Here is a 20,554-nt window from a genome sequence, read left to right on the forward strand (position 1 = left end):
ATAACAACTTATGTCTGAAGGAGAAAAGTTAATTCCTATTAACATTGAAGATGAAATGAAAACGGCTTACATCGATTATTCGATGTCAGTAATTGTATCAAGAGCGCTTCCAGATGTTAGAGATGGCTTGAAACCAGTACATCGAAGAGTACTATTTGGAATGCATGATTTAGGGGTTAACTCCAGATCAGCCCACAAAAAGTCCGCAAGAATTGTTGGGGAAGTTCTTGGTAAATATCACCCTCACGGTGACACCTCTGTTTATGATGCCATGGTTCGTATGGCGCAGGAATGGAGTATGCGTTATTTATTGATTGATGGCCAGGGTAATTTTGGTTCTGTAGATGGCGATAGTCCAGCAGCAATGCGTTATACAGAGGCTAGAATGCGTAAGATTTCAGAAGAAATTTTGGCAGATATAGATAAAGAAACAGTTGATTTTAAATTAAATTTTGATGATACACTAGAAGAGCCAACAGTTATGCCAACTCGTGTTCCTACCTTATTAATAAATGGGGCAACAGGAATCGCAGTAGGTATGGCTACTAATATGCCGCCTCACAACTTAACTGAGGTAATCAACGGTACATTGGCTTTCATGGACAATAATGATATTGAAGTTGACGAGTTGATGACGCATATCAAAGCCCCAGATTTCCCTACTGGTGGTATAATATATGGATATGAAGGAGTCCGTGAAGCATTCAAAACTGGTAGAGGACGTATTGTAATGCGTGCTAAAGTAGGTTTTGAAGAAGTGGACGGAAGAGAATGTATCATCGTTACCGAAATTCCGTATCAAGTCAACAAAGCGGATATGATCAAGCGTACAGCTGATTTGGTTAATGACAAAAAAATTGATGGAATTGCAAATATCCGTGATGAGTCGGATAGAAACGGGATGCGTATCGTTTATATTTTAAAACGTGATGCGACACCAAACGTAGTTTTAAATACACTTTATAAGTATACTCAATTACAATCTTCGTTTAGTGTAAATAATATTGCGATTGTAAAAGGGCGCCCGCAAATGTTGAATCTGAAAGATTTGATTCATTATTTTATCGAGCACCGTCATGATGTTGTAATCCGTAGAACTCAATTTGAGTTGAAAAAAGCGGAAGCAAGAGCGCATATATTAGAAGGTTTGATTATTGCTTCGGATAATATTGATGAAGTTATTGCTTTAATCAAAGCTTCAAAAAGTACGGAAGAAGCTAGAGAAAAATTAATCGAAAGGTTTAATTTATCAGATATTCAATCGCGTGCCATTGTTGAAATGCGTTTGCGTCAATTAACAGGCCTTGAACAAGATAAGTTAAGAACAGAGTACGAAGAAATCATGAAGTTAATAGAGCATTTGAAAGCTTTATTAGCGGATGTAAACTTGAGAATTGCCTTGATTAAAGAAGAGCTAACTGAAATTCGTGATAAATATGGAGATGAGCGTCGTTCTGTAATTGAATATTCTGGAGGAGATGTAAGTATTGAAGATTTAATCGCCGATGAAAATGTGGTAATTACTATTTCTCATGCAGGTTATATTAAACGTACTAATCTTACGGAATACAAAACTCAGAATAGAGGTGGAGTTGGACAAAAAAGTGCTGGAACAAGAGATCAAGATTTCTTAGAGCACATGTTTGTAGCAACGAATCATCAATACATGATGTTCTTTACTCAAAAAGGAAAATGTTTCTGGATGCGTGTTTATGAAATACCGGAGGGAAGTAAAACGGCTAAAGGAAGAGCGATTCAAAACTTGGTAAATATAGAAAGTGACGATAAAGTAAAAGCGTTTATCTGTACTCAGGATTTAAAAGATAAAGAGTACATCAATAGCCATAACCTTATTATGGTAACTAAAAAAGGTCAGGTTAAGAAAACCTCTTTAGAGAAGTATTCTAAACCTAGAGTTAATGGTGTTGCTGCAATTACTATTAAAGAAGGCGATGAATTATTGGAAGCGAAATTAACAAATGGAGAAAGTCAAATTATTTTGGCGGTAAAATCCGGTAAATTAGTTCGTTTTGAAGAAACTAAAACCCGTCCGATGGGAAGAACTGCTTCTGGTGTACGTGGAATTACTCTTAAAGATGATACTGACGAAGTAATTGGCATGGTTACTGTTGATAAGGAAAATATTAATGATTCACAAATTTTAGTAGTAACTGAAAATGGATATGGTAAACGTACCAAATTAGTCGATGAAGATGGTGAAGATGTTTATAGAATTACTAATCGTGGAGGAAAGGGTGTGAAAACACTTAATATAACAGAAAAAACAGGAAAGCTTATTTCGATAAATGCAGTTACTGACGCCGATGATTTGATGATTATTAATAAATCTGGATTAACAATCAGAATGGCTATTGAAGATTTGCGTGTAATGGGACGTGCTACTCAAGGGGTTAAATTGATAAATCTAAAAGGTAAAGATTCAATTGCAGCAGTTACCAAAGTAATGAAAGACGATGTAGCAGAAGTAGTTGTGGATGAAGAAGGGAATGTTATCGAAACGGAAGCTATTGAAAGAGTCAAACCAGTCTTAGAAGTTCTTGAAGACGAAGGTACTGAAGAGGATGATGACGAAGATGATTCTGAAGAAGAGGAAGCTGATGATGAGACTGATGAAGGCGATGATGAAGATGACGAAGCGTAAATTAAAATTAGAAAACCAAGAATAATTATTAAACAAAAATAGAATATTATGAAAAGTAAATATGTATTACTAGCATCAGCATTATTGATATCAGTAGCTACTTTTGCTCAAAAAGATCAAATTAAAGCCGCTGAAAAAGCATTGAAAGCTGGTAAGTCTCAAGAAGCAGTAGCCATTTTGATGGAAGCTGAGTCTTTAATCGCGAATGCTCCAGATGCTGAGAAAGCACAATTTTTCTTTGTAAAAGGAAACTCTTTATTGGATTTAGCAAACAAGAGTGTTGATACTAATACAAATCTTTCGCTTGCTGCAAAAGCGTATCAAGATTTGATTGCTGCTGAGAAAACTTCTGGAAAAGTAAAATTTTCAACTCAAGCTGCAGCTTCAATTACAGATATTAAATTCAAATTAATTAATAGTGCAATTGCTGATTCAAAAGTGGATAAGCATGCTGATAGTGCTAAAAAATTATACGACGCTTATTTGTTAGATAAAAAAGACACTATCAATTTATACTACGCAGCTTCTACTTATGTAAATGCTAAAGATTATGATGCTGCGCTTAAGTTGTATGATGATTTGAAAAACTTAAACTATTCAGGAAAAGGAACTAGCTATTTTGCAGTTAATAAATTAACTAAGGAAGAAGATTTTTTTACTACACTTCAAGAAAGAGACAGAATGGTAAAATTAGGTACGCATGAAAAGCCTAGAACTGAAGTGATTCCTTCTAAAAGAGGTGAAATTTATAAGAATATGGCCTTGATTTTAGTTGAAAAAGGTAAAACTGAAGAAGCAAAAAAAGCAATTTCTGAAGCGAGAAAAGCAAATCCTGAAGATACTTCTTTGACTTTGACTGAAGCTAATCTTTATTTGGAAACAAAAGATTTTGACATGTATAAAAAATTAATAGCTGAAGTATTGGAAAAAAATCCAAATGACGCTGATTTGATTTTTAACTTGGGTGTATTAAGTGCAAATGCTAAGAATGTTGCAGATGCTGAAAAATATTACAAAAGAGTTATAGAAATTAACCCAAAATATATTAATGGGTATATTAATTTAGCTGCCTTGAAATTAGAAAATGAGAAAGCGATCATTGATGAAATGAACAAGCTGGGAACATCTACTAAGGATATGAAGCGTTATGATGAATTGAAAAAGAAAAGAGAAGAGCTTTTTAAAGCAACAATTCCTTATCTTGAAAAAGCTGTTGAATTAGACTCAAAAAATGTAGATGTTTCTAAGACTCTTTTAGGAGTTTACAGCGCATTAGAAATGACTGCTGAATACAAAGCTTTGAAAGCAAAAATGTAAGCGAATTACTCAAATAAAAAAAAACCTGTCTAAATTTTTAGACAGGTTTTTTTTATACTATTTTTTTGATGACTCTTAATTTGTGAGTATGCTTGTTTGTCTCAGCATTAAATATTCCTAAATGATCAATGCGGTCAATTCGTACTTTTCCACTGGCGTGAATGATGTAATTATCGGCCATTATAATTCCTACGTGAATAATGTTGCCTTCGTCATTGTCAAAAAATGCTAAGTCTCCAGGTTCGCTTTCTTCAATAAAACTTAAAGCATCTCCTTGTGTTGATTGTTGGGAGGCATCTCGTAATAATTTGTAGCCATTGAGTTTGTATACCATTTGGGTAAAACCGGAACAATCAATTCCAAAAGGAGTTTTTCCTCCCCAAAGATAAGGGCTGTTTAAATACATAAATGCAGTATTTATTAAGCTTTCTTTGCTTTTCTCTCCACTGGTTTTTGTTCCTTCAAAATCAAAATTCGAAATATTTATATCATTATGATGTATAAAAGATACCGAAGAACCAAGTGGGATTGGTATTAATACATTATTTGGCGCAGTAATATATTCTATTAAGTCAGCATTTAGAATGATGGCTTCGGTAGATAATTGATTAAAATTGGCTTCGGAAATCAATTGTAACTGTTTAGAATCGATCCAGCCTTCGTAATCATCATATTGCATTCTGATTCTGGACCATTGTCTCAATTGTTCTAAAATTTCAAAATGTTCACCAAATAAAACTTGAGAAACGATTTCGCTTCTATCACTGGGTTCAAAGCGAAGTGGGATTATGGCTAGATTACAAATTCCGAACATTTAGGTTCTTTTATGAGTTAAGAATTAAGAGTTATAGGTTTTAAAGCCATAACTCTTAACAGATAATTATTTAAGCTCTTTCAATTACAATTGCTGAAGCACCGCCACCGCCATTACAAATTGCAGCAGCACCAATTTTAGCATTGTTTTGTTCTAAAACATTTAATAATGTAACAATGATTCTAACCCCTGAACAACCAAGAGGATGTCCTAAAGATACAGCACCACCATTTACATTTACTTTGTTGTCTTCTAATCCAAGAATTTTTGAGTTAGCCAAACCGACAACAGCAAATGCTTCATTGAATTCAAAATAATCTACATCATTGATTGTTATTCCAGCTTTTTCTAATGCTTTAGGAATCGCTTTAGCAGGACTTGTAGTAAACCATTTAGGCTCTTGAGCTGCATCAGCATACCCTTTGATATACGCCAAAGGTTTTAATCCTAAAGCGATTGCTTTTTCCTCACTCATTAATATTACTGCTGCTGCTCCATCGTTGATAGTTGATGCATTAGCTGCAGTTACGGTTCCGTCTTTTGTGAAAACGGCATTTAATGATGGTATTTTATCTAATTTTACATTAGTGAATTCTTCATCTTTGGAAACAATAATAGGATCTCCTTTTCTTTGTGGAACAGGAACAGGAACAACTTCATTATCAAATTTTCCTGAATCCCATGCTTTTGCACTACGCTCATACGATTGAATTGCGAAGTTATCTTGATCTTCACGAGTAAAGTTGTATTCTGTTGCGCATAAGTCAGCACACACTCCCATAGCGCTGTTATCGTAAGCATCAGTAAGTCCATCTTTCTGCATTCCGTCAACCATGGTTGCAGGGCCAAATTTAGTTCCATTTCTTAAATTCATGTAGTGTGGAATCAAACTCATGTTTTCCATTCCACCGGCAACTACAATTTCGGCATCACCGCATTGAATAGCTTGCGCGCCTAACATAACTGCTTTCATTCCTGAAGCGCATACTTTATTTATTGTGGTACAGGCAACTGAATTTGGTAAGCCGGCAAAAAGTGCAGCTTGTCTTGCAGGAGCTTGTCCTACACCGGCTTGAACTACATTGCCCATGAATACTTCATCAATTAAATTTGGATCTAACTTTATTTTATCTAAAGCACCTTTAATAGCGATTGCTCCTAATTTTGGAGCAGTAACTGTAGATAATCCCCCCATAAAACTTCCGATAGGTGTCCTAACGGCAGAAACGATAACAACTCTTTTGTTCATGACTTTTTTATAATGTTGGTTTATGTAGCAAATTTAATCTTTTTTAAACAATTTCAAATTTTGATTTTGCCATTATCTTTTTTTAAATTTATTTTCATTCTATATATTTGATTGTTAAGTGTTTTTGTAAAAATGATAAAAAATATTAAAAAAAAGGTTCTAAATAGTTGTGAGAAACGTAAAGATGTCTTAAATTTGCAACCGCAAAACAGAACACGTTTTCTTGAGCTTGGAGGGGTGCCAGAGTGGTAATGGAGCAGTTTGCTAAACTGTCATCGAGTAATCGGTGCCAGGGTTCGAGTCCCTGTCCCTCCGCTTTATAATTTGCTTTTCGGGGTGTAGCGTAGCTCGGTTATCGCGCCTGCTTTGGGAGCAGGAGGCCGCAGGTTCGAATCCTGCCACCCCGACTAATTTTTTTACATGAGCAATGGAGGCATAGCTCAGCTGGATAGAGCACCTGCCTTCTAAGCAGGCGGTCGAAGGTTCGAATCCTTCTGCCTTCACGTTGAAAATCAAGCCCTTACAAATTTGTAAGGGCTTTTTTTATGCCTTGTAACGAACATTTGACGAACATAATAGTCAATTAAAGTAATTCATTCTATGCTTATTTTTTCTTATGTTTGAGTTTTAAAATCTCAATTATGGCTGATAGAAGATATGTTTATGAAATTGTATTGACCTTATTCTTTCTATACGGAACTCTAAAGTATTTAAAAACCTCGAAAGTAATATCTATTCTTATTGATAAATCTTTTGGAGATATAACAGAGTTAACTTCAAAATCTAATTGCAGAAAAGCTGTAATGAAAACATGGTTTTTTGCACTTTTTGGTATTTCATACTGGGCGACCGTTTATACTTTTAGATCATATAATAGAGAAGATTATTCATATTTAAGTGAGGGGACTATTAATGGAATTATCTACATTATAGGTGTACTTTTTATGCTTTCGTTTTATTTTTACCCGTTAAAGCTCGCTAAAAGTGAGTACTATAAATTTCAAAGAAGCAAATCACCAGAAGATGTTATCTTACTTAAACTTCAACCGAGTTTTATGGTTGAAGAGAATGAGATTTTAAAAGAGTTTAAATTAGCCAGTGACTTGAACTATTTTATTTGTGAAATATCACGATTCAAAGATTTATTACAATTGAATGAACCCATCGAAAAAATTGTTTGGAAACCAATTATGCACACAAAACTTAAAGACAGACAATTGCTTTTAACTTTTTTAAATAAAATATTTCAAAATCAAATGGTTACAATTCCAAGAAAAGAAGTTTGTCAATTTGTAAATAAATATTTTGAATTCAATGAAATTAGTCACTTAAAAGAAGAAAATCCTTTAAAACCTGATAATATTGCTACTTGGATGAAAAAAAACTAAAGACGTTTTAAAGACGTAAGTCTTTAAGTCTTATTACATCCCATATTTCTTATGCTTTCCTTTGCATTGCATTCCTAACTAAAGGAATACATAAAAAGCAATGTATTATGAGCAATCTACAAATTGAAGAAAAATTATTCAGTATTGAATCTAGTATCCAAAAATTAAGCCTAGCAGTAAAGACCATTTTATCTGTTGAAGAAGCAGCTGTATTTTTAAATATGAAGCCGTCGTTTCTATATAAAATGACAAGTGCAAAAAGGATTAAATTCTTTAAACCAAACGGAAAGTTAATTTATTTCCAAAAGTCTGATTTAGAGGAATTTTTACTTCGTAATGAAAGTCCTGCTATCTACGAGCAACAATCAAATGAAAACCATTGGAAAAAATAAACACAATCATTCTAGCTTCCGACTATAATGATTGTGCTCTAATTTATTTGTAATCCATTTGTATCCTGCAAAGATACAATTTATCCTTTGTTGTATTATGAAAAACGTATCAGATAATGAACAGCTAAACGAAAATTTGGCTGTTTTTGAACCTCCAAAAAAAAATCAAAAAAAATCAAAATCAAATCCGACTATTGATTTTCCAGATGATTTAAATGTATCTTTTAAGGATGTGGAAGATGACATCAATAGATATAAAATATTTATGTCAAATAACAAAATCTATGTCCGGAGGAAAAAAGAGAAAGAGGATGATATATCTTATTACTTTCAAGACATTTCGAATTTTGAAATTAAAATTTTGCAGCATATTCAAGATGAAAGATTTCCCATCAAGCTATTGAAGATCAAAAATGTTTTCAATTTAGAGAAGATTTTTGATATACCTTCTGATCTCTTCAATACTTTGGGCAGTTTTGAGAACTGTATTGCTCGACATGGAAACTACCTTTATAGTGGTAGTGTCCTTGATTTCAAACTTCTCAAGGCCTATCTATTTGATAAAATGGGTAATGGTCATAAGATTGACAGTTTAGGATATCAAGCTGGTTTTAACTTTTGGCTATGGAATAACAAAGTTAATTTGCTAAACGGAAAATGTTTAGAAATTGATGAAAATGGGCTTTTTACGCACAATGACAAGTCATTCTACGTTGCTTCTGCTAATAAAATTTATTTAAATAATTTGTCAGCTTATTTGCCTCAAAAAAGAATGATTGCAATCGAATCTGAGGTAACTGTGCATGTTTATTTAGCAAAGATGATGGAAGTACATAAAGACTATTCCATTACCGCAATTTTGTTTACCATTAGTAGCATATTTCAGGACATTATCGTCAATGAGATTGGTAATTTTCCAATCCTTTTTCTATATGGCCCTGGATCAAGTGGGAAGGATCAGTTGGCAGACTGTTGCCAAAGCTTTTTCGGTATACCTCAATCGGCTATAAATTTAGAAGGAGGAGCTTCTACGTTGAAAGGACAAATTAGGAAGTTTGCTCAATTTACAAACATTATTTGCCACCTTTCAGAGTACAAACGCGGTGATATGAAGCTAGATGGCACAATTAAAGGGTTTTGGGATCGAAGAGGGTATGAGTTTGGAACCATTGATAGCAAAGTAAGTACCGACACTGTTCCGATATTATCATCGACTTTGCTCACGGGAAATGATTACCCTGAGTCTGAAGCTTTGATTTCAAGGCTACTATGGCTGGAGTTTCAATCTAAAACATTTACCCTTGAAGAGACTAAAAACTATGATATTTTAAAAGATTACACAAAGAAAGGTATATCTCATTTTACAGACCAACTGTTAGTTCATCGATCGTTAGTTGAAAGGACTTTTCAAGCTAAATTCAGGCAGTGTAAAGAAAACTTTATCCCTATGTTCGAGGTTAAGCATACTCGTGTTATCAGTAATTTGGCTGTTCTCGGGTCGATATATGAGATTTTCAAAGACATTATTTCTTTTCCCTTTAACTATAGCCAAATGATTAGTCATTTTGAAAAATGTACTGATAACCAAAATAGAAAATTGAACTCTTCAAGTATTGGGACTAAGTTTTGGGATTGTTTTTTAGCATCTATGCGTGGTAATAAGGATGATCGAATTGTAGTATTTAGAGACCTTCGTTTGGACGGAAATAAACTCTCATTTCAGTTTACCTCTTGCTACAATAAAATACAAAGGCAGTGGATGCAGCAATATAGGGAAACAGCTCCCAATAAAGCTGCTATACAAGACTTTATCAAAAAAGATTCTTGTTTTCTTACAGAAGTGAAGAGTATTAAGTATGCCAAAGGTAAAGATGCAAGGAATACATCAGGTTATCAAATAGATGTTTCAAAACTGCAGATCCAAGATGAAATCATAAATGCCATTGAGTGGCAAATTTGCGAGCAATATCCTCTTTAATGCTTTTTTGGTTTCCTACACTACCTACTATTTGTTAAGTTCTTTATTTTTAGCTGTTTAAGATTTAAAAGTAGTAGGAAGTATAGTAGGAAGTAGTAGGAAATAGTAGGAAGTTTAATTTAGGTTTCCGACTACTTCCTACTCAAACCTACATTTTTATTGCTTTTTTTAAAATTAACTAATTATAAATCAGTGTGGTAGGATGTGTAGGTAGAGTAGGAAGTGATATTGCTTTAAATACAAACTTCTTTCACTAAATGATTTTGTCCAAGTTAAAGGGAAAGAAAAGTTTATGTGGCCAATAACCAAATGTAAATCCCAAGGGTAAGCTCAATTTTTATTTTTTGAACTATAGCTTTTAAAGAGCTGAATATTTAAAAAGCTTACCATAATTACCTAGAAAATCTTTCTCTTATTCACTGAATAAAAAATGGTTTTAAAAGAGACAAATTTTACAGTTTACAAATAGCAAGGTGGGGAATCCGATGTACAATTTCGCACGCTCAATCGTAAATCGGTTCCCATTCTTGCCCTTTGGGAAGTCTTTGACGACTCTACGAGGTAGTATAATTTTAATTAATTTTTAAAAGATATTGACATGAATAAATCCGAATATATCAGAGAGAAACTAAAAGTTAGATTTTTAATCAGAATGACTGAAACTGAAAAAAAAGAGTTAGAAATAAAATCTGAAAAATTAAATATTTCACAAGCAGAATGTCTTCGTAAGTCTATTCGAGAAATTCCAATTGCTGATAAGAAAGAAAGTGATTTTAAAGGCGTGCTATCAAAAGATGAGTATTTTTTGCTTTTGAACATCGCTAATAATCTAAACCAGAATACAAAATTCGCGAATGTACATAAAATGATTTCTGATAAATTAGTCGAAACCATAGATCGAGTAATGCAGTTTGTTGAATTAAAATCTTAAAGGGAAAAAAGATGATTGGAAATATTACCATGGGAAATTATTTTCGAGGCGCGTTAAACTATATTTATAAAATTGAAGTCGATTTACCAGAGGATAAAAAACCGGTACAGATTGAAACAAATAATGTAGTGGGAAATATCAAGCAGATGGCTTGGCAGATGGCAGAACACGCCCAAAACTCCAGACGTTTACAACAACCTGTATTGCATATTTCGGTTTCTTTTGATCCTCAAGATAATTTAACCCAAGAAAAGGAAGTCGAGGCTGTAAAAGCATTTATTAAATATTTTGGTATTACAGACACTAAACACCAATGGGTGATGGTAAAACATTTCGATAGCGCTATGAGCCATTATCATGTCATAGCAAATAAACTTAATCTAGACAATAAAAGTCTAAATGTAGATTGGTATAAGAACGATGCCGTAGGTATAGCAGATCGGGTGGAGCAAGAGCTTAATTTGTTTCGTGTGCAAGGTAGGGGCAGAATTTTTGATAGTTTGAAAGGCGTGTATAGAAATGTACCTAAAGCTAAACTAGAGAAAATCATAGAGAGTCGTCAGACAAAGGAGTTTATAGATAAATCTTTTAAATTGAGCGAATACAAAACGACTGTTAGAAATACAGTCAATAGAATGACTAACTATGCAACCAGTCTTGATGACCTTAAAAAAGAATTGGCTGAAGTTAATATTCAAGCTACATTTAGGTTTGATCCTGTAGATGGAAGTTTGATTGGAACTGCTTTTCGCTTTGCTGATAAAATTAGATTTAAAGGCTCCGAGATTGGTTTTAGTGCCAAATGTATTAGTCAACGGCTGGCCGAGAACAAAAAAAATGCAGAAAGTAATACCCTTTCACCGGTTTTTAATTCTTTGAACAGAAGCGAACCAATAGAGCTGAGAAACGCAAAAGAGTATTATCTGGAATATATCAATTTAGGAAATGGTAAAGTGGAACTAACTAAACAATACTATTTTGAACCAGATCCAGAAAATGAGCGATTGGCAAAATATTATGCAGACGAAGTCGATGATAAGACTACCATTCAAAAAAATAAACCAAAAGTTAATACTAGAACTACGCAGTCCAAAAATAGGTTTGATTTTATTAGAATGACCATAGAGGCAGCGCAGCCTCAACCGACACAAAGTACTAATGATACAGAGGAATTTAAAGATATTTTCATTACTCAAGAAGAAACTCCAGATTTTGATAATTATTCAATTGCGGATGCCGATAAGAAGAAAAAGCCAATTATAAAAAGAAAAATGAGACGGTAGAACTGTGAAAAATCATTAAAATTAAAATAAATTATTGTAGTCTATTGCTTGTTAAATGTAAAAACTGTAGATTTGTACCATAGATGAAGCTTAAAGAACTTTGCAGAAAAACGGGTATTCGTTTTTTTCCCTTTAAGAAATAGTAATCAATCATCCTCTCGCCTACTAAGAGAAATAGATAGATACGACTTGAACACTGTGCTAATGGTAAAATCCTATCAAGTGATTCAAGCGGATTAAAAGCTATCGGCGACGATTCTGAAAAGAACAATGTAAAAAAGCACTAAAAAACGCATCGTTTTTTTAGTGCTTTTTGGGTTTTATAGACCTTGCGTGACACGCTAATTGCCTGAAACAGTAAACGGAGACAATGATTTAAAAATAATTAGTTATCTAAAGTTATGATTCAATAGCCAACTATGTCCATCAACATCAATTATAAGAAAACAAAATATACATAAACGCAAATATCTTTGTTGGTTCTTGCACTGCTTAAAATTATTTTTTTAATATCTTAGCAAAGTGAATTTCTTACATAATTAAATTTCCAAAAACACTTTTGGTTGTAGTAACACAATACCACAAATTGCAATCAAAAAAATACCACACACCAAAAGCTTAAAGCAAAGAAATTAATTAACTAATTAATTATAAAACTAATTAACTAATTAATTAATAAGAAATATTTACGTCAACATAAACAATACGATTATATATCATTAATGGCAGCAGAACAAAAACAAAAATTAGAACAACAACTTTGGAACATCGCAAATACCCTACGTGGGAAAATGGATGCTGATGATTTTAGAGATTACATATTGGGTTTCATTTTCTACAAGTACCTGAGTACTAAAATGGATTTGTATGCCAACACCATCCTACAACCCGACGGTTTGACTTTTCAAGAAGTAGTAGGACATCCTGATGAAGCACTCTTGATGCAAGAAATAAAACAATTGGCCATTGACAAATTAGGCTTTTTCTTAGAGCCTGCCGATTTATTCTCAGAACTAGCACGCAGAGGCAACGCAGGCGGAAAAAACAATTTCATCCTGGGCGATCTAGCCAAAGTACTCACACACATTGAGCAAAGTACCATGGGATCTGAAAGTGAAGAAGATTTTGGAAACTTATTTTCGGATTTGGATTTAACTTCTCACAAACTTGGTAAATCAGAAGCAGACAAAAACGAATTGATCGTAAAAGTTTTGATTCATTTAGACGAAATTGACTTTGATTTAGAAAATACAGATAGCGATGTACTGGGCGATGCTTACGAATATTTAATAGGACAGTTTGCCAGTGGCGCTGGCAAAAAAGCAGGTGAATTTTACACGCCGCAACAAGTCAGTAGCATTTTGGCGCAACTAGTAACCGTGGGCAAAGACAAACTAAAAAGTGTGTACGACCCAACGTGTGGATCGGGTTCCTTGCTGTTGCGTGTAGCCAAAGAAGTAAAAGATGTAAGTGCTTTTTACGGTCAGGAAATGAATCCTACCACCTACAACTTGTGCCGCATGAACATGATCATGCACGATGTACACTACAAGCGTTTTGATATTAAAAACGAAGATACCCTAGAACGTCCACAACATTACGATTTGCGTTTTGAAGCCATTGTGGCCAATCCGCCATTCTCGGCCAACTGGTCTGCGAGCCCACTGCACATGACCGACGATCGTTTCTCGGCCTACGGCAAACTCGCACCAAGCTCAAAAGCTGATTTTGCTTTTGTACAACACATGGTGCACCAGCTTGACGATAACGGAACCATGGCCATTGTTTTGCCACACGGCGTTTTGTTTCGTGGTGGTGCCGAAGGACACATTCGCCAATATTTGATCCAAGAGAAAAACTACCTCGATGCCGTAATAGGTTTACCCGCCAATATTTTTTACGGAACCAGCATCCCAACCTGTATTTTGGTCTTAAAGAAAAAACGCGACAATCCAGATACCATTTTGTTTACAGATGCCAGCCAACATTTTGAAAAAGTAAAAACCCAAAACGTATTGCGTACCGAGGATATTGATAAAATCATTAGTACCTACGAAAACCGTTTAGAAGAACACAAATACAGCCATTTGGCGAAGCTAAGCGAAGTTGAAACCAACGATTACAACCTAAACATTCCCCGTTATGTAGATACGTTTGAAGAGGAAGATACCATAGATTTAACAGCAATAACGACCGAATTACGGGAATTAGCTTCGCAATCTAAAACGACCGATGCTATTATTGCCGATTTTTGTACGGAATTAGGAATAGAAACTCCATTTTAATGAGTACAATAACTTTACATATTGAAAGGAAAATAACCTCTGTCCCTAAATTGCGATTTCCTGAGTTTGATGAGGAGTGGGAGAATTCTGTATTAAATAAATTTGCATCATTGAATCCTAAAAATTCATCACTACCAGAATCATTTGTATATATTGATTTGGAAAGTGTTACCGATGGACATTTAGTTAAAGAAAATATCATTTCAAAAAATGAAGCTCCTAGCAGAGCTCAGAGAGTCTTGAAAGAAATGGACATCCTTTATCAAACTGTACGTCCATATCAAAAAAACAATTTATATTTTAATAAAGTTGGACACTATGTAGCTTCAACTGGATATGCACAAATTAGAACAAAAAATGATTCGCAATTTTTATTTCAATTTTTGCATACAGAAAAATTCGTTGCCAATGTTATGTTGAGATGCACAGGAACAAGTTATCCTGCAATTAATTCAACGGACTTGTCAAGTATTGAAATATTTTTTCCCACACTCCCAGAGCAACAAAAAATAGCTTCTTTTTTAAATGCAGTCGATGAAAAAATACAGCAATTATCCCGCAAAAAGGAATTATTAGAACAATACAAAAAAGGGGTCATGCAACAATTATTCTCAGGCAAATTGCGCTTCAAAGATGAGAATGGAAAGGATTATCCGGATTGGGAGGAGAAAAAATTGGGGGATGTTTGTGATGTCAGAGATGGAACTCACGACTCTCCCAAATATGTAGATAAAGGATTTCCATTTATTACTTCAAAAAATTTAATGAAAAACGGAAGTATTGATTTTGAAAATGTTTCATTTATAAATGAACTTGATTACAATAAAGTCAATCAAAGGTCAAAAGTCAATATTAATGATATTCTATTTGGAATGATAGGAACCATCGGAAATCCAGTGTTAGTAAAATCTGAAGGATTTGCAATTAAAAATGTTGCATTAATCAAAGAAAAGAAGGATTTGCTGAATCTGTTTTTAATTCATTTTTTAAAAGGAGATTCAATAAATCAGCAGTTTTTCGAACAAAATACAGGAGGAACACAAAAATTTTTGTCATTAAGTGTGATTAGAAATTTAATAGCTATCGTTCCATCCTTACCCGAACAACAAAAAATCGCCAATTTTTTATCGGGCATCGATAGTAAAATAGAACAGGTGAATGGGGAATTGGTAAAAACGCAAGAATTTAAAAAAGGATTGTTGCAGCAAATGTTTTTGTAAACAAAAAATATGAGTGATTTAATAAAAAAATACTTCCTGTTTATTGATGAAAGCGGAGACCACGGTTTAGCAAGCTTGGATGCTTCTTTTCCTGTTTTTTTATTATGTGGTTTAATCACCAGCGAAGAAAACTATATTCAAACAAAGGATACAATTAATGCGATCAAAAAAGAATTTTTGCAAAATAAAGAAGTCATTCTGCACTCTAGAGACATTAGAAAATGTGAAAAAGAATTTCAAATTTTATTCGATTTAGAGGTTAAGGGTAATTTTTATCTAAGAATTAATGACGTAATTGAAAATTCAAAATATAGAATCTTAGCTTCTGCTATCAATAAGGAAAAATATATTAAAACGTATGGCAAATTATCTAATGATGTGTATGAGTTAGCCTTATCCTTTATTATCGAAAGAGCTATCTTTAGTCTGGATGAAATAAAAGATGTTAGAAAGCAATTAGAAATAATTATTGAAAAAAGAGGTAAAAAAGAGGACAAAAAATTAGGTGAACATTTTCAACGATTGGTTTCAAGGGGAACCACTTATGTAACTTCAGAACGCTTACAAGAAGTAGGCATAAAGATTACATTTAGAGATAAAAAAGAAAACATAAATGGATTGCAATTAGCTGATTTAATAGCGTATCCAATAGCGCGCTATGTTATTGAGCCTAAAAGAGCCAATCCAGCATTCGAAGTTTTAGAGAACAAAATATATAATAAAAACGGCAAAAGATATGGGCTTAAGATATTTCCATAAAAAACAAAAGCCAAACAAATTGTTTGGCTTCTGCTCGACCGGGGACACCCCAATCCTTTTATTTTTGAATCGTTTGTATTGTATTTATGTTGCAAATGTATTACTTTTTTAAATAAATGCAATAGCAATAAACATATTATTAACTATTTGAGGATAGTAAGACAAAAAATATAACACCTTTTAAGTAGATGAGCCACCAATCCGAAGCCACATTAGAAAACAACTTAATCAAGCAATTGATTGGTTTGAATTATACGTCTGTCAAAATTCAGGATGGAGACGCTTTAGTTTCCAACCTCAAATGCCAGTTGGAAGTTTTTAATGAAACCACTTTTACTCCTAAAGAGTTTGATGCTGTTTTGAATCATTTGGCCAAAGGCAATGTTTTTGAAAAAGCCAAAACACTTCGGGATCGCTTTCAATTAACAAAGGAAGACGGCACTTCGCTTTATGTTCGGTTTTTTAATGCAGAGGATAATAGCAAAAATTTATATCAAGTTACCAATCAAATAGCATTAGAAGGAAGCTATAAAAATCGTTTTGATGTCACACTTTTGGTCAACGGTTTGCCATTGGTACAAATAGAATTGAAACGTTCCGGCATTGAAATCAAAGAAGCCTTCAACCAAATCAATCGTTACCAAATGCACTCGTTTTGGAGCAACCACGGTTTGTTTCAATACGTGCAATTGTTTGTTATAAGCAATGGCGTTAACACCAAATATTTGGCCAACAATAAATTGCAATCCGTCAAACAAACCTTCTTTTGGGCTGATGCCAATAATAAAAACATCACTGAGTTACCCGAGTTTGCAGCTGCATTCCTTAACCCAAATCAATTGGGTAAAATGATAGCACATTACATCGTGATCAATGAAACTCATAAGGTAATGATGGTCTTGCGTCCGTATCAATTTTTTGCTACCGAAGCCATTATACACCAAGTCAAAAACTCGAATGACAACGCTTACATTTGGCACACCACAGGATCGGGTAAAACCTTAACTTCCTTTAAGGCTAGCCAAATTTTGATGGAATTGCCCGAAGTCTATAAAGTCGTTTTTGTTGTAGACAGGAAAGATTTGGATTACCAAACCATGAATGAGTTCAACGCGTTCAAAAAAGACAGCGTTGATGTTACCAATAATACCCAATCGTTAGTACGACAATTGACTGACAATACCAAGCTGGTCTTAACTACAATTCAAAAATTAAACAATGCCATTTCGGAACGGTTCTCGGGCAAAATAGAAGCTTTAAGACACAAGAAAATCGTTTTTTTATTTGATGAGTGTCACCGTTCGCAATTTGGTGAAACACACGATCGTATTACCAAATTCTTTGAGAAAAGCCAGTTAATCGGTTTTACAGGAACACCCATTTTTGCCGAAAACGCTTCTAAGAATGATTTAGGAAAGCGCACCACAAAAGATTTGTTTGGCAACTGTTTGCATAAATACGTCATAACCGATGCGATTCGGGATCAAAATGTTTTGCGTTTTGGGATTGAATATGTAGGGAAATACAAGAACAAGAGCAATGCTTTTATTGACATAGAAGTAGAGGACATTGACAAGCAAGAAGTTCTAGATTCCGAAAAGAGAATCAACAAAATTGTAGATTACATCATTGCGTATCACGATCAAAAAACGTTCAACAAAGATTACTCAGCACTTTTAGCAGTCAGTAGTATTGATAATGTGATTCAGTATTACGACCTTTTTCAACAAAAGAAAGAAGCTGGAGCACACGATTTGCGCATTGCTACTATTTTTACCTACGGTACCAATGAAGATTCAGAAGAAGCGCAAGATTATTTACCAAGTGATGAGGTTGACTTTGATGTTTTAGCGGAAAAGCCAACGACCTATCAATCCAAACACACCCGAGACAAGCTAGAAAAATACATTGGTGATTACAACAAAATGTACAATACCAGTTTTTCGACTAAGGACAGTCAACAGTTTGAGAATTACTTTAAAAACATTAGCCAACGACTAAAAGACCGAGAAAAAGAAAATTTCAATCACGAGAAAGACCGATTGGATATTGTGATTGTAGTCAACATGATGCTAACCGGTTTTGATGCTAAAAAAGTAAATACACTTTATGTAGATAAAAACTTGAAGCAACACGGCTTGATTCAAGCGTATTCCAGAACCAACAGGATATTAGGCGAACAGAAGTCACAAGGAAACATTTTATCCTTTAGAAATCTTAAAAAAGCTACTGATGATGCTATTACTTTGTTTTCGAACAAAGAGGCCATTGAAGTAGTGACCATGCCCGATTACGAGGCCATTGCGGAAAAGTTTGACGAAGCCTTGAAACTTTTAAGGGAAATTACACCCACGTATCAAAGTGTAAATGATTTAAAAAGCGAAGAAGAAGATGCACAATTTGTGCAAGCGTTCAGAAAGTTGATGCGAGCCATGAATGTACTGCAATCCTACACTGATTTTGATTGGGAGGATTTAGGAATTGATGAGCAAGAATACGAAGACTATAAAGCCAAGTATTTGGACATCTACCAAAAGGTGAAACAGGATAATGAAAAGAAAAAGACATCGATTCTTGATGACATTGATTTTGAATTAGAATTAATCCATACCGACCAAATCAACGTGGCGTACATCCTGAAATTGTTAACGCAACTAAAAGGGGAGAAAACACCAACCGCTGCTGCAGCCCAAAAGAAAGCCATTATTGATTTGCTGGGAGGAGACATTCTGTTGCGAAGCAAAAGAGAATTGATTCAAAAATTCATTGATGAGAACATGCCCAACATCAAAGATGGTGATTCTATTCAAGATGAATTTGAAAAATACTGGCAAGATCAAAAAGTCTTGGCATTAGGCAAACTCTGCGAGGAAGAACACTTGGACAAAGCACAATTCAAATCCTTAATCGATGCTTACATCTACAGTGGTCGAGAACCCATAAAGGATGAAGTCTTTCAATGCCTAGACAACAGACCCAGCATCTTGCAAGCTAGAACCATCGGTGACCGAATCATTGCTAAAATGAAGGAGTTTGTGGAGGTTTTTGTGAAGGGGATGATGGCTTAGTAAACGTAAGATTATTTATATAAAAATATTTTTATTTGTAATATTTTAATTATAGATTAGCAAAAGTGAAAGAATGACTTATATAAGACAAAGACGTCGAGTTTAAATAGCTTAGTCCTATATTGTCAGAGCAATCGGTAAGTTAGCTGCTATGGCACCGCAAAACACAACTAAAAATGGAATCAATAGAAAATTATAAAGGAGCAGTCTTCTTTGTCGACATTTTAGGAATATCGGCATTGACAAACGGCGTAGTCAAACTGGAAAAAGAGGATTTTGAACCTTGGTTAAGTGGAAATAAAAAACAGTACAAAAATCAATTTCTCGGGGCTTCTATTCTTGCTGAATTTCGAAAAATTTTGATGGAGCTCGATTTAGAAAATGAAAACATAACTATTACGCAATTGTCTGATTGTGCGTTTATTTGGTCCAGGAATATCACGGATATATTAATCGCTGCATCAAACTTTATGCACAGATCTATTCATAGAGGAATATTATGTCGTGGAGGAATATCTTACGGAGAAATAATAGAAACTGCACAAAGCCACAAATTAGGACGTTTTATTTTAGGGGATGCTGTGACTAATGCAGCGAAATTGGAATCTCGCTCAAAAGGATGCCGGGTTTTAATAAATCAAAATGTGCCCTCTCAACTGTGGACTGAAAACGAGAATCTTTCAAATAGTATTTCTGAAATGTTCCAGCCATTCACTAATCCCGTAGACTATTCTATTTTTGATGAATTTAAATGGTATTTAACGCCTGAGTTAGACCACAAAAATGAGATAAATGTAAATTTCGCATCTTTTGAACAGCGTATTGAGTTTACAAAGCAAAGACTTGTTTTAGGAAATATTGTTAGAGCATCACCCAAATTTCGATGGAATTCAAAAAACTCCGAAGGTTTGCAACAATTACGAGCTAGCATAAACTTTTTGACTGAAAACAAATTACTAGATGTGCTTCACAATTTCGACTCGAGTGATGTATTAGCAAAACGAGACGAAGGATTTGTAAAACGACAAAACAATAGAATAAATGATTACAAAGATTATCGCAAAATAAAACCTGAAATATTTCCAGACGATTGGGATGAATAAGCTACAGCAGCTAACCGCCGTTTGGCAATATAGCGGGATTAGGCTTAATTAAAAGATGGTTTTGTGTTTGGAAAATTAGTCATTGACCGAAAGTTTACCTTTCTT

The 20,554-nt window shown here is 34.1% G+C and carries 14 protein-coding genes and 3 tRNA genes; 15 read left to right on the forward strand and 2 right to left on the reverse strand.

Annotated features, from left to right (window positions below; translation table 11 throughout):
- Positions 1-10: 10 nt before the first annotated feature.
- Entirely contained in the window at positions 11-2,662 is a 2,652-nt protein-coding gene (gene gyrA, locus ACXX80_RS11855; RefSeq protein ID WP_458553378.1) for a DNA gyrase subunit A, read from the forward strand.
- A 48-nt stretch (positions 2,663-2,710) separates the two neighbouring features.
- Complete coding sequence (locus ACXX80_RS11860; RefSeq protein WP_458553380.1) at positions 2,711-3,979, forward strand: tetratricopeptide repeat protein; 1,269 nt, start codon at positions 2,711-2,713, stop codon at positions 3,977-3,979.
- A gap of 52 nt (positions 3,980-4,031) precedes the next feature.
- On the opposite strand, the gene ACXX80_RS11865 is transcribed toward ACXX80_RS11860, so the two are convergent.
- Together ACXX80_RS11865 and ACXX80_RS11870 are read right to left on the reverse strand one after the other, a co-directional pair.
- Positions 4,032-4,793, reverse strand: a complete 762-nt coding sequence (locus ACXX80_RS11865) for a C40 family peptidase (protein ID WP_458553382.1) — start codon at positions 4,791-4,793, stop codon at positions 4,032-4,034.
- A gap of 70 nt (positions 4,794-4,863) precedes the next feature.
- Positions 4,864-6,042, reverse strand: a complete 1,179-nt coding sequence (locus ACXX80_RS11870; protein ID WP_458553383.1) for an acetyl-CoA C-acyltransferase — start codon at positions 6,040-6,042, stop codon at positions 4,864-4,866.
- 231 nt (positions 6,043-6,273) lie between these two features.
- On the opposite strand from ACXX80_RS11870, the gene ACXX80_RS11875 reads away from it, so the two are divergent.
- The 13 genes from ACXX80_RS11875 (at position 6,274) to ACXX80_RS11935 (ending at position 20,449) form a co-directional block, all read left to right on the forward strand.
- Positions 6,274-6,357, forward strand: a tRNA-Ser gene (locus tag ACXX80_RS11875).
- A gap of 17 nt (positions 6,358-6,374) precedes the next feature.
- Positions 6,375-6,449, forward strand: a tRNA-Pro gene (locus ACXX80_RS11880).
- A gap of 22 nt (positions 6,450-6,471) precedes the next feature.
- Positions 6,472-6,545: transfer RNA gene (locus tag ACXX80_RS11885), tRNA-Arg, on the forward strand.
- Between the two features lie 138 nt (positions 6,546-6,683).
- Entirely contained in the window at positions 6,684-7,430 is a 747-nt protein-coding gene (locus ACXX80_RS11890) for a hypothetical protein (RefSeq protein ID WP_458553384.1), read from the forward strand.
- 107 nt (positions 7,431-7,537) lie between these two features.
- Positions 7,538-7,822 (forward strand): helix-turn-helix domain-containing protein, encoded by a 285-nt coding sequence (locus ACXX80_RS11895; protein WP_458553385.1) that lies wholly within the window; start codon positions 7,538-7,540, stop codon positions 7,820-7,822.
- Positions 7,823-7,919: 97 nt separating this feature from the next.
- Positions 7,920-9,800, forward strand: a complete 1,881-nt coding sequence (locus ACXX80_RS11900) for a hypothetical protein (protein ID WP_458553386.1) — start codon at positions 7,920-7,922, stop codon at positions 9,798-9,800.
- 598 nt (positions 9,801-10,398) lie between these two features.
- Complete coding sequence (locus ACXX80_RS11905; RefSeq protein ID WP_458553387.1) at positions 10,399-10,731, forward strand: hypothetical protein; 333 nt, start codon at positions 10,399-10,401, stop codon at positions 10,729-10,731.
- 11 nt (positions 10,732-10,742) lie between these two features.
- Complete coding sequence (locus ACXX80_RS11910) at positions 10,743-12,014, forward strand: relaxase/mobilization nuclease domain-containing protein (RefSeq protein WP_458553388.1); 1,272 nt, start codon at positions 10,743-10,745, stop codon at positions 12,012-12,014.
- Positions 12,015-12,736: 722 nt separating this feature from the next.
- Entirely contained in the window at positions 12,737-14,299 is a 1,563-nt protein-coding gene (locus ACXX80_RS11915; RefSeq protein ID WP_458553389.1) for a type I restriction-modification system subunit M, read from the forward strand.
- Entirely contained in the window at positions 14,299-15,519 is a 1,221-nt protein-coding gene (locus ACXX80_RS11920; RefSeq protein ID WP_458553390.1) for a restriction endonuclease subunit S, read from the forward strand. The genes ACXX80_RS11915 and ACXX80_RS11920 overlap by 1 nt, the downstream gene beginning before the upstream one ends.
- Before the next feature lie 9 nt (positions 15,520-15,528).
- On the forward strand, positions 15,529-16,278 hold the full coding sequence (locus ACXX80_RS11925; protein ID WP_458553391.1) for a DUF3800 domain-containing protein: 750 nt from the start codon (positions 15,529-15,531) through the stop codon (positions 16,276-16,278).
- 188 nt (positions 16,279-16,466) lie between these two features.
- Complete coding sequence (locus ACXX80_RS11930) at positions 16,467-19,346, forward strand: type I restriction endonuclease subunit R (RefSeq protein ID WP_458553392.1); 2,880 nt, start codon at positions 16,467-16,469, stop codon at positions 19,344-19,346.
- A 176-nt stretch (positions 19,347-19,522) separates the two neighbouring features.
- Complete coding sequence (locus ACXX80_RS11935) at positions 19,523-20,449, forward strand: nucleotidyl cyclase domain-containing protein (RefSeq protein ID WP_458553393.1); 927 nt, start codon at positions 19,523-19,525, stop codon at positions 20,447-20,449.
- The last annotated feature ends 105 nt before the right edge of the window (positions 20,450-20,554 follow it).

It is taken from the genome of Flavobacterium sp. GNP002 (assembly GCF_054343795.1).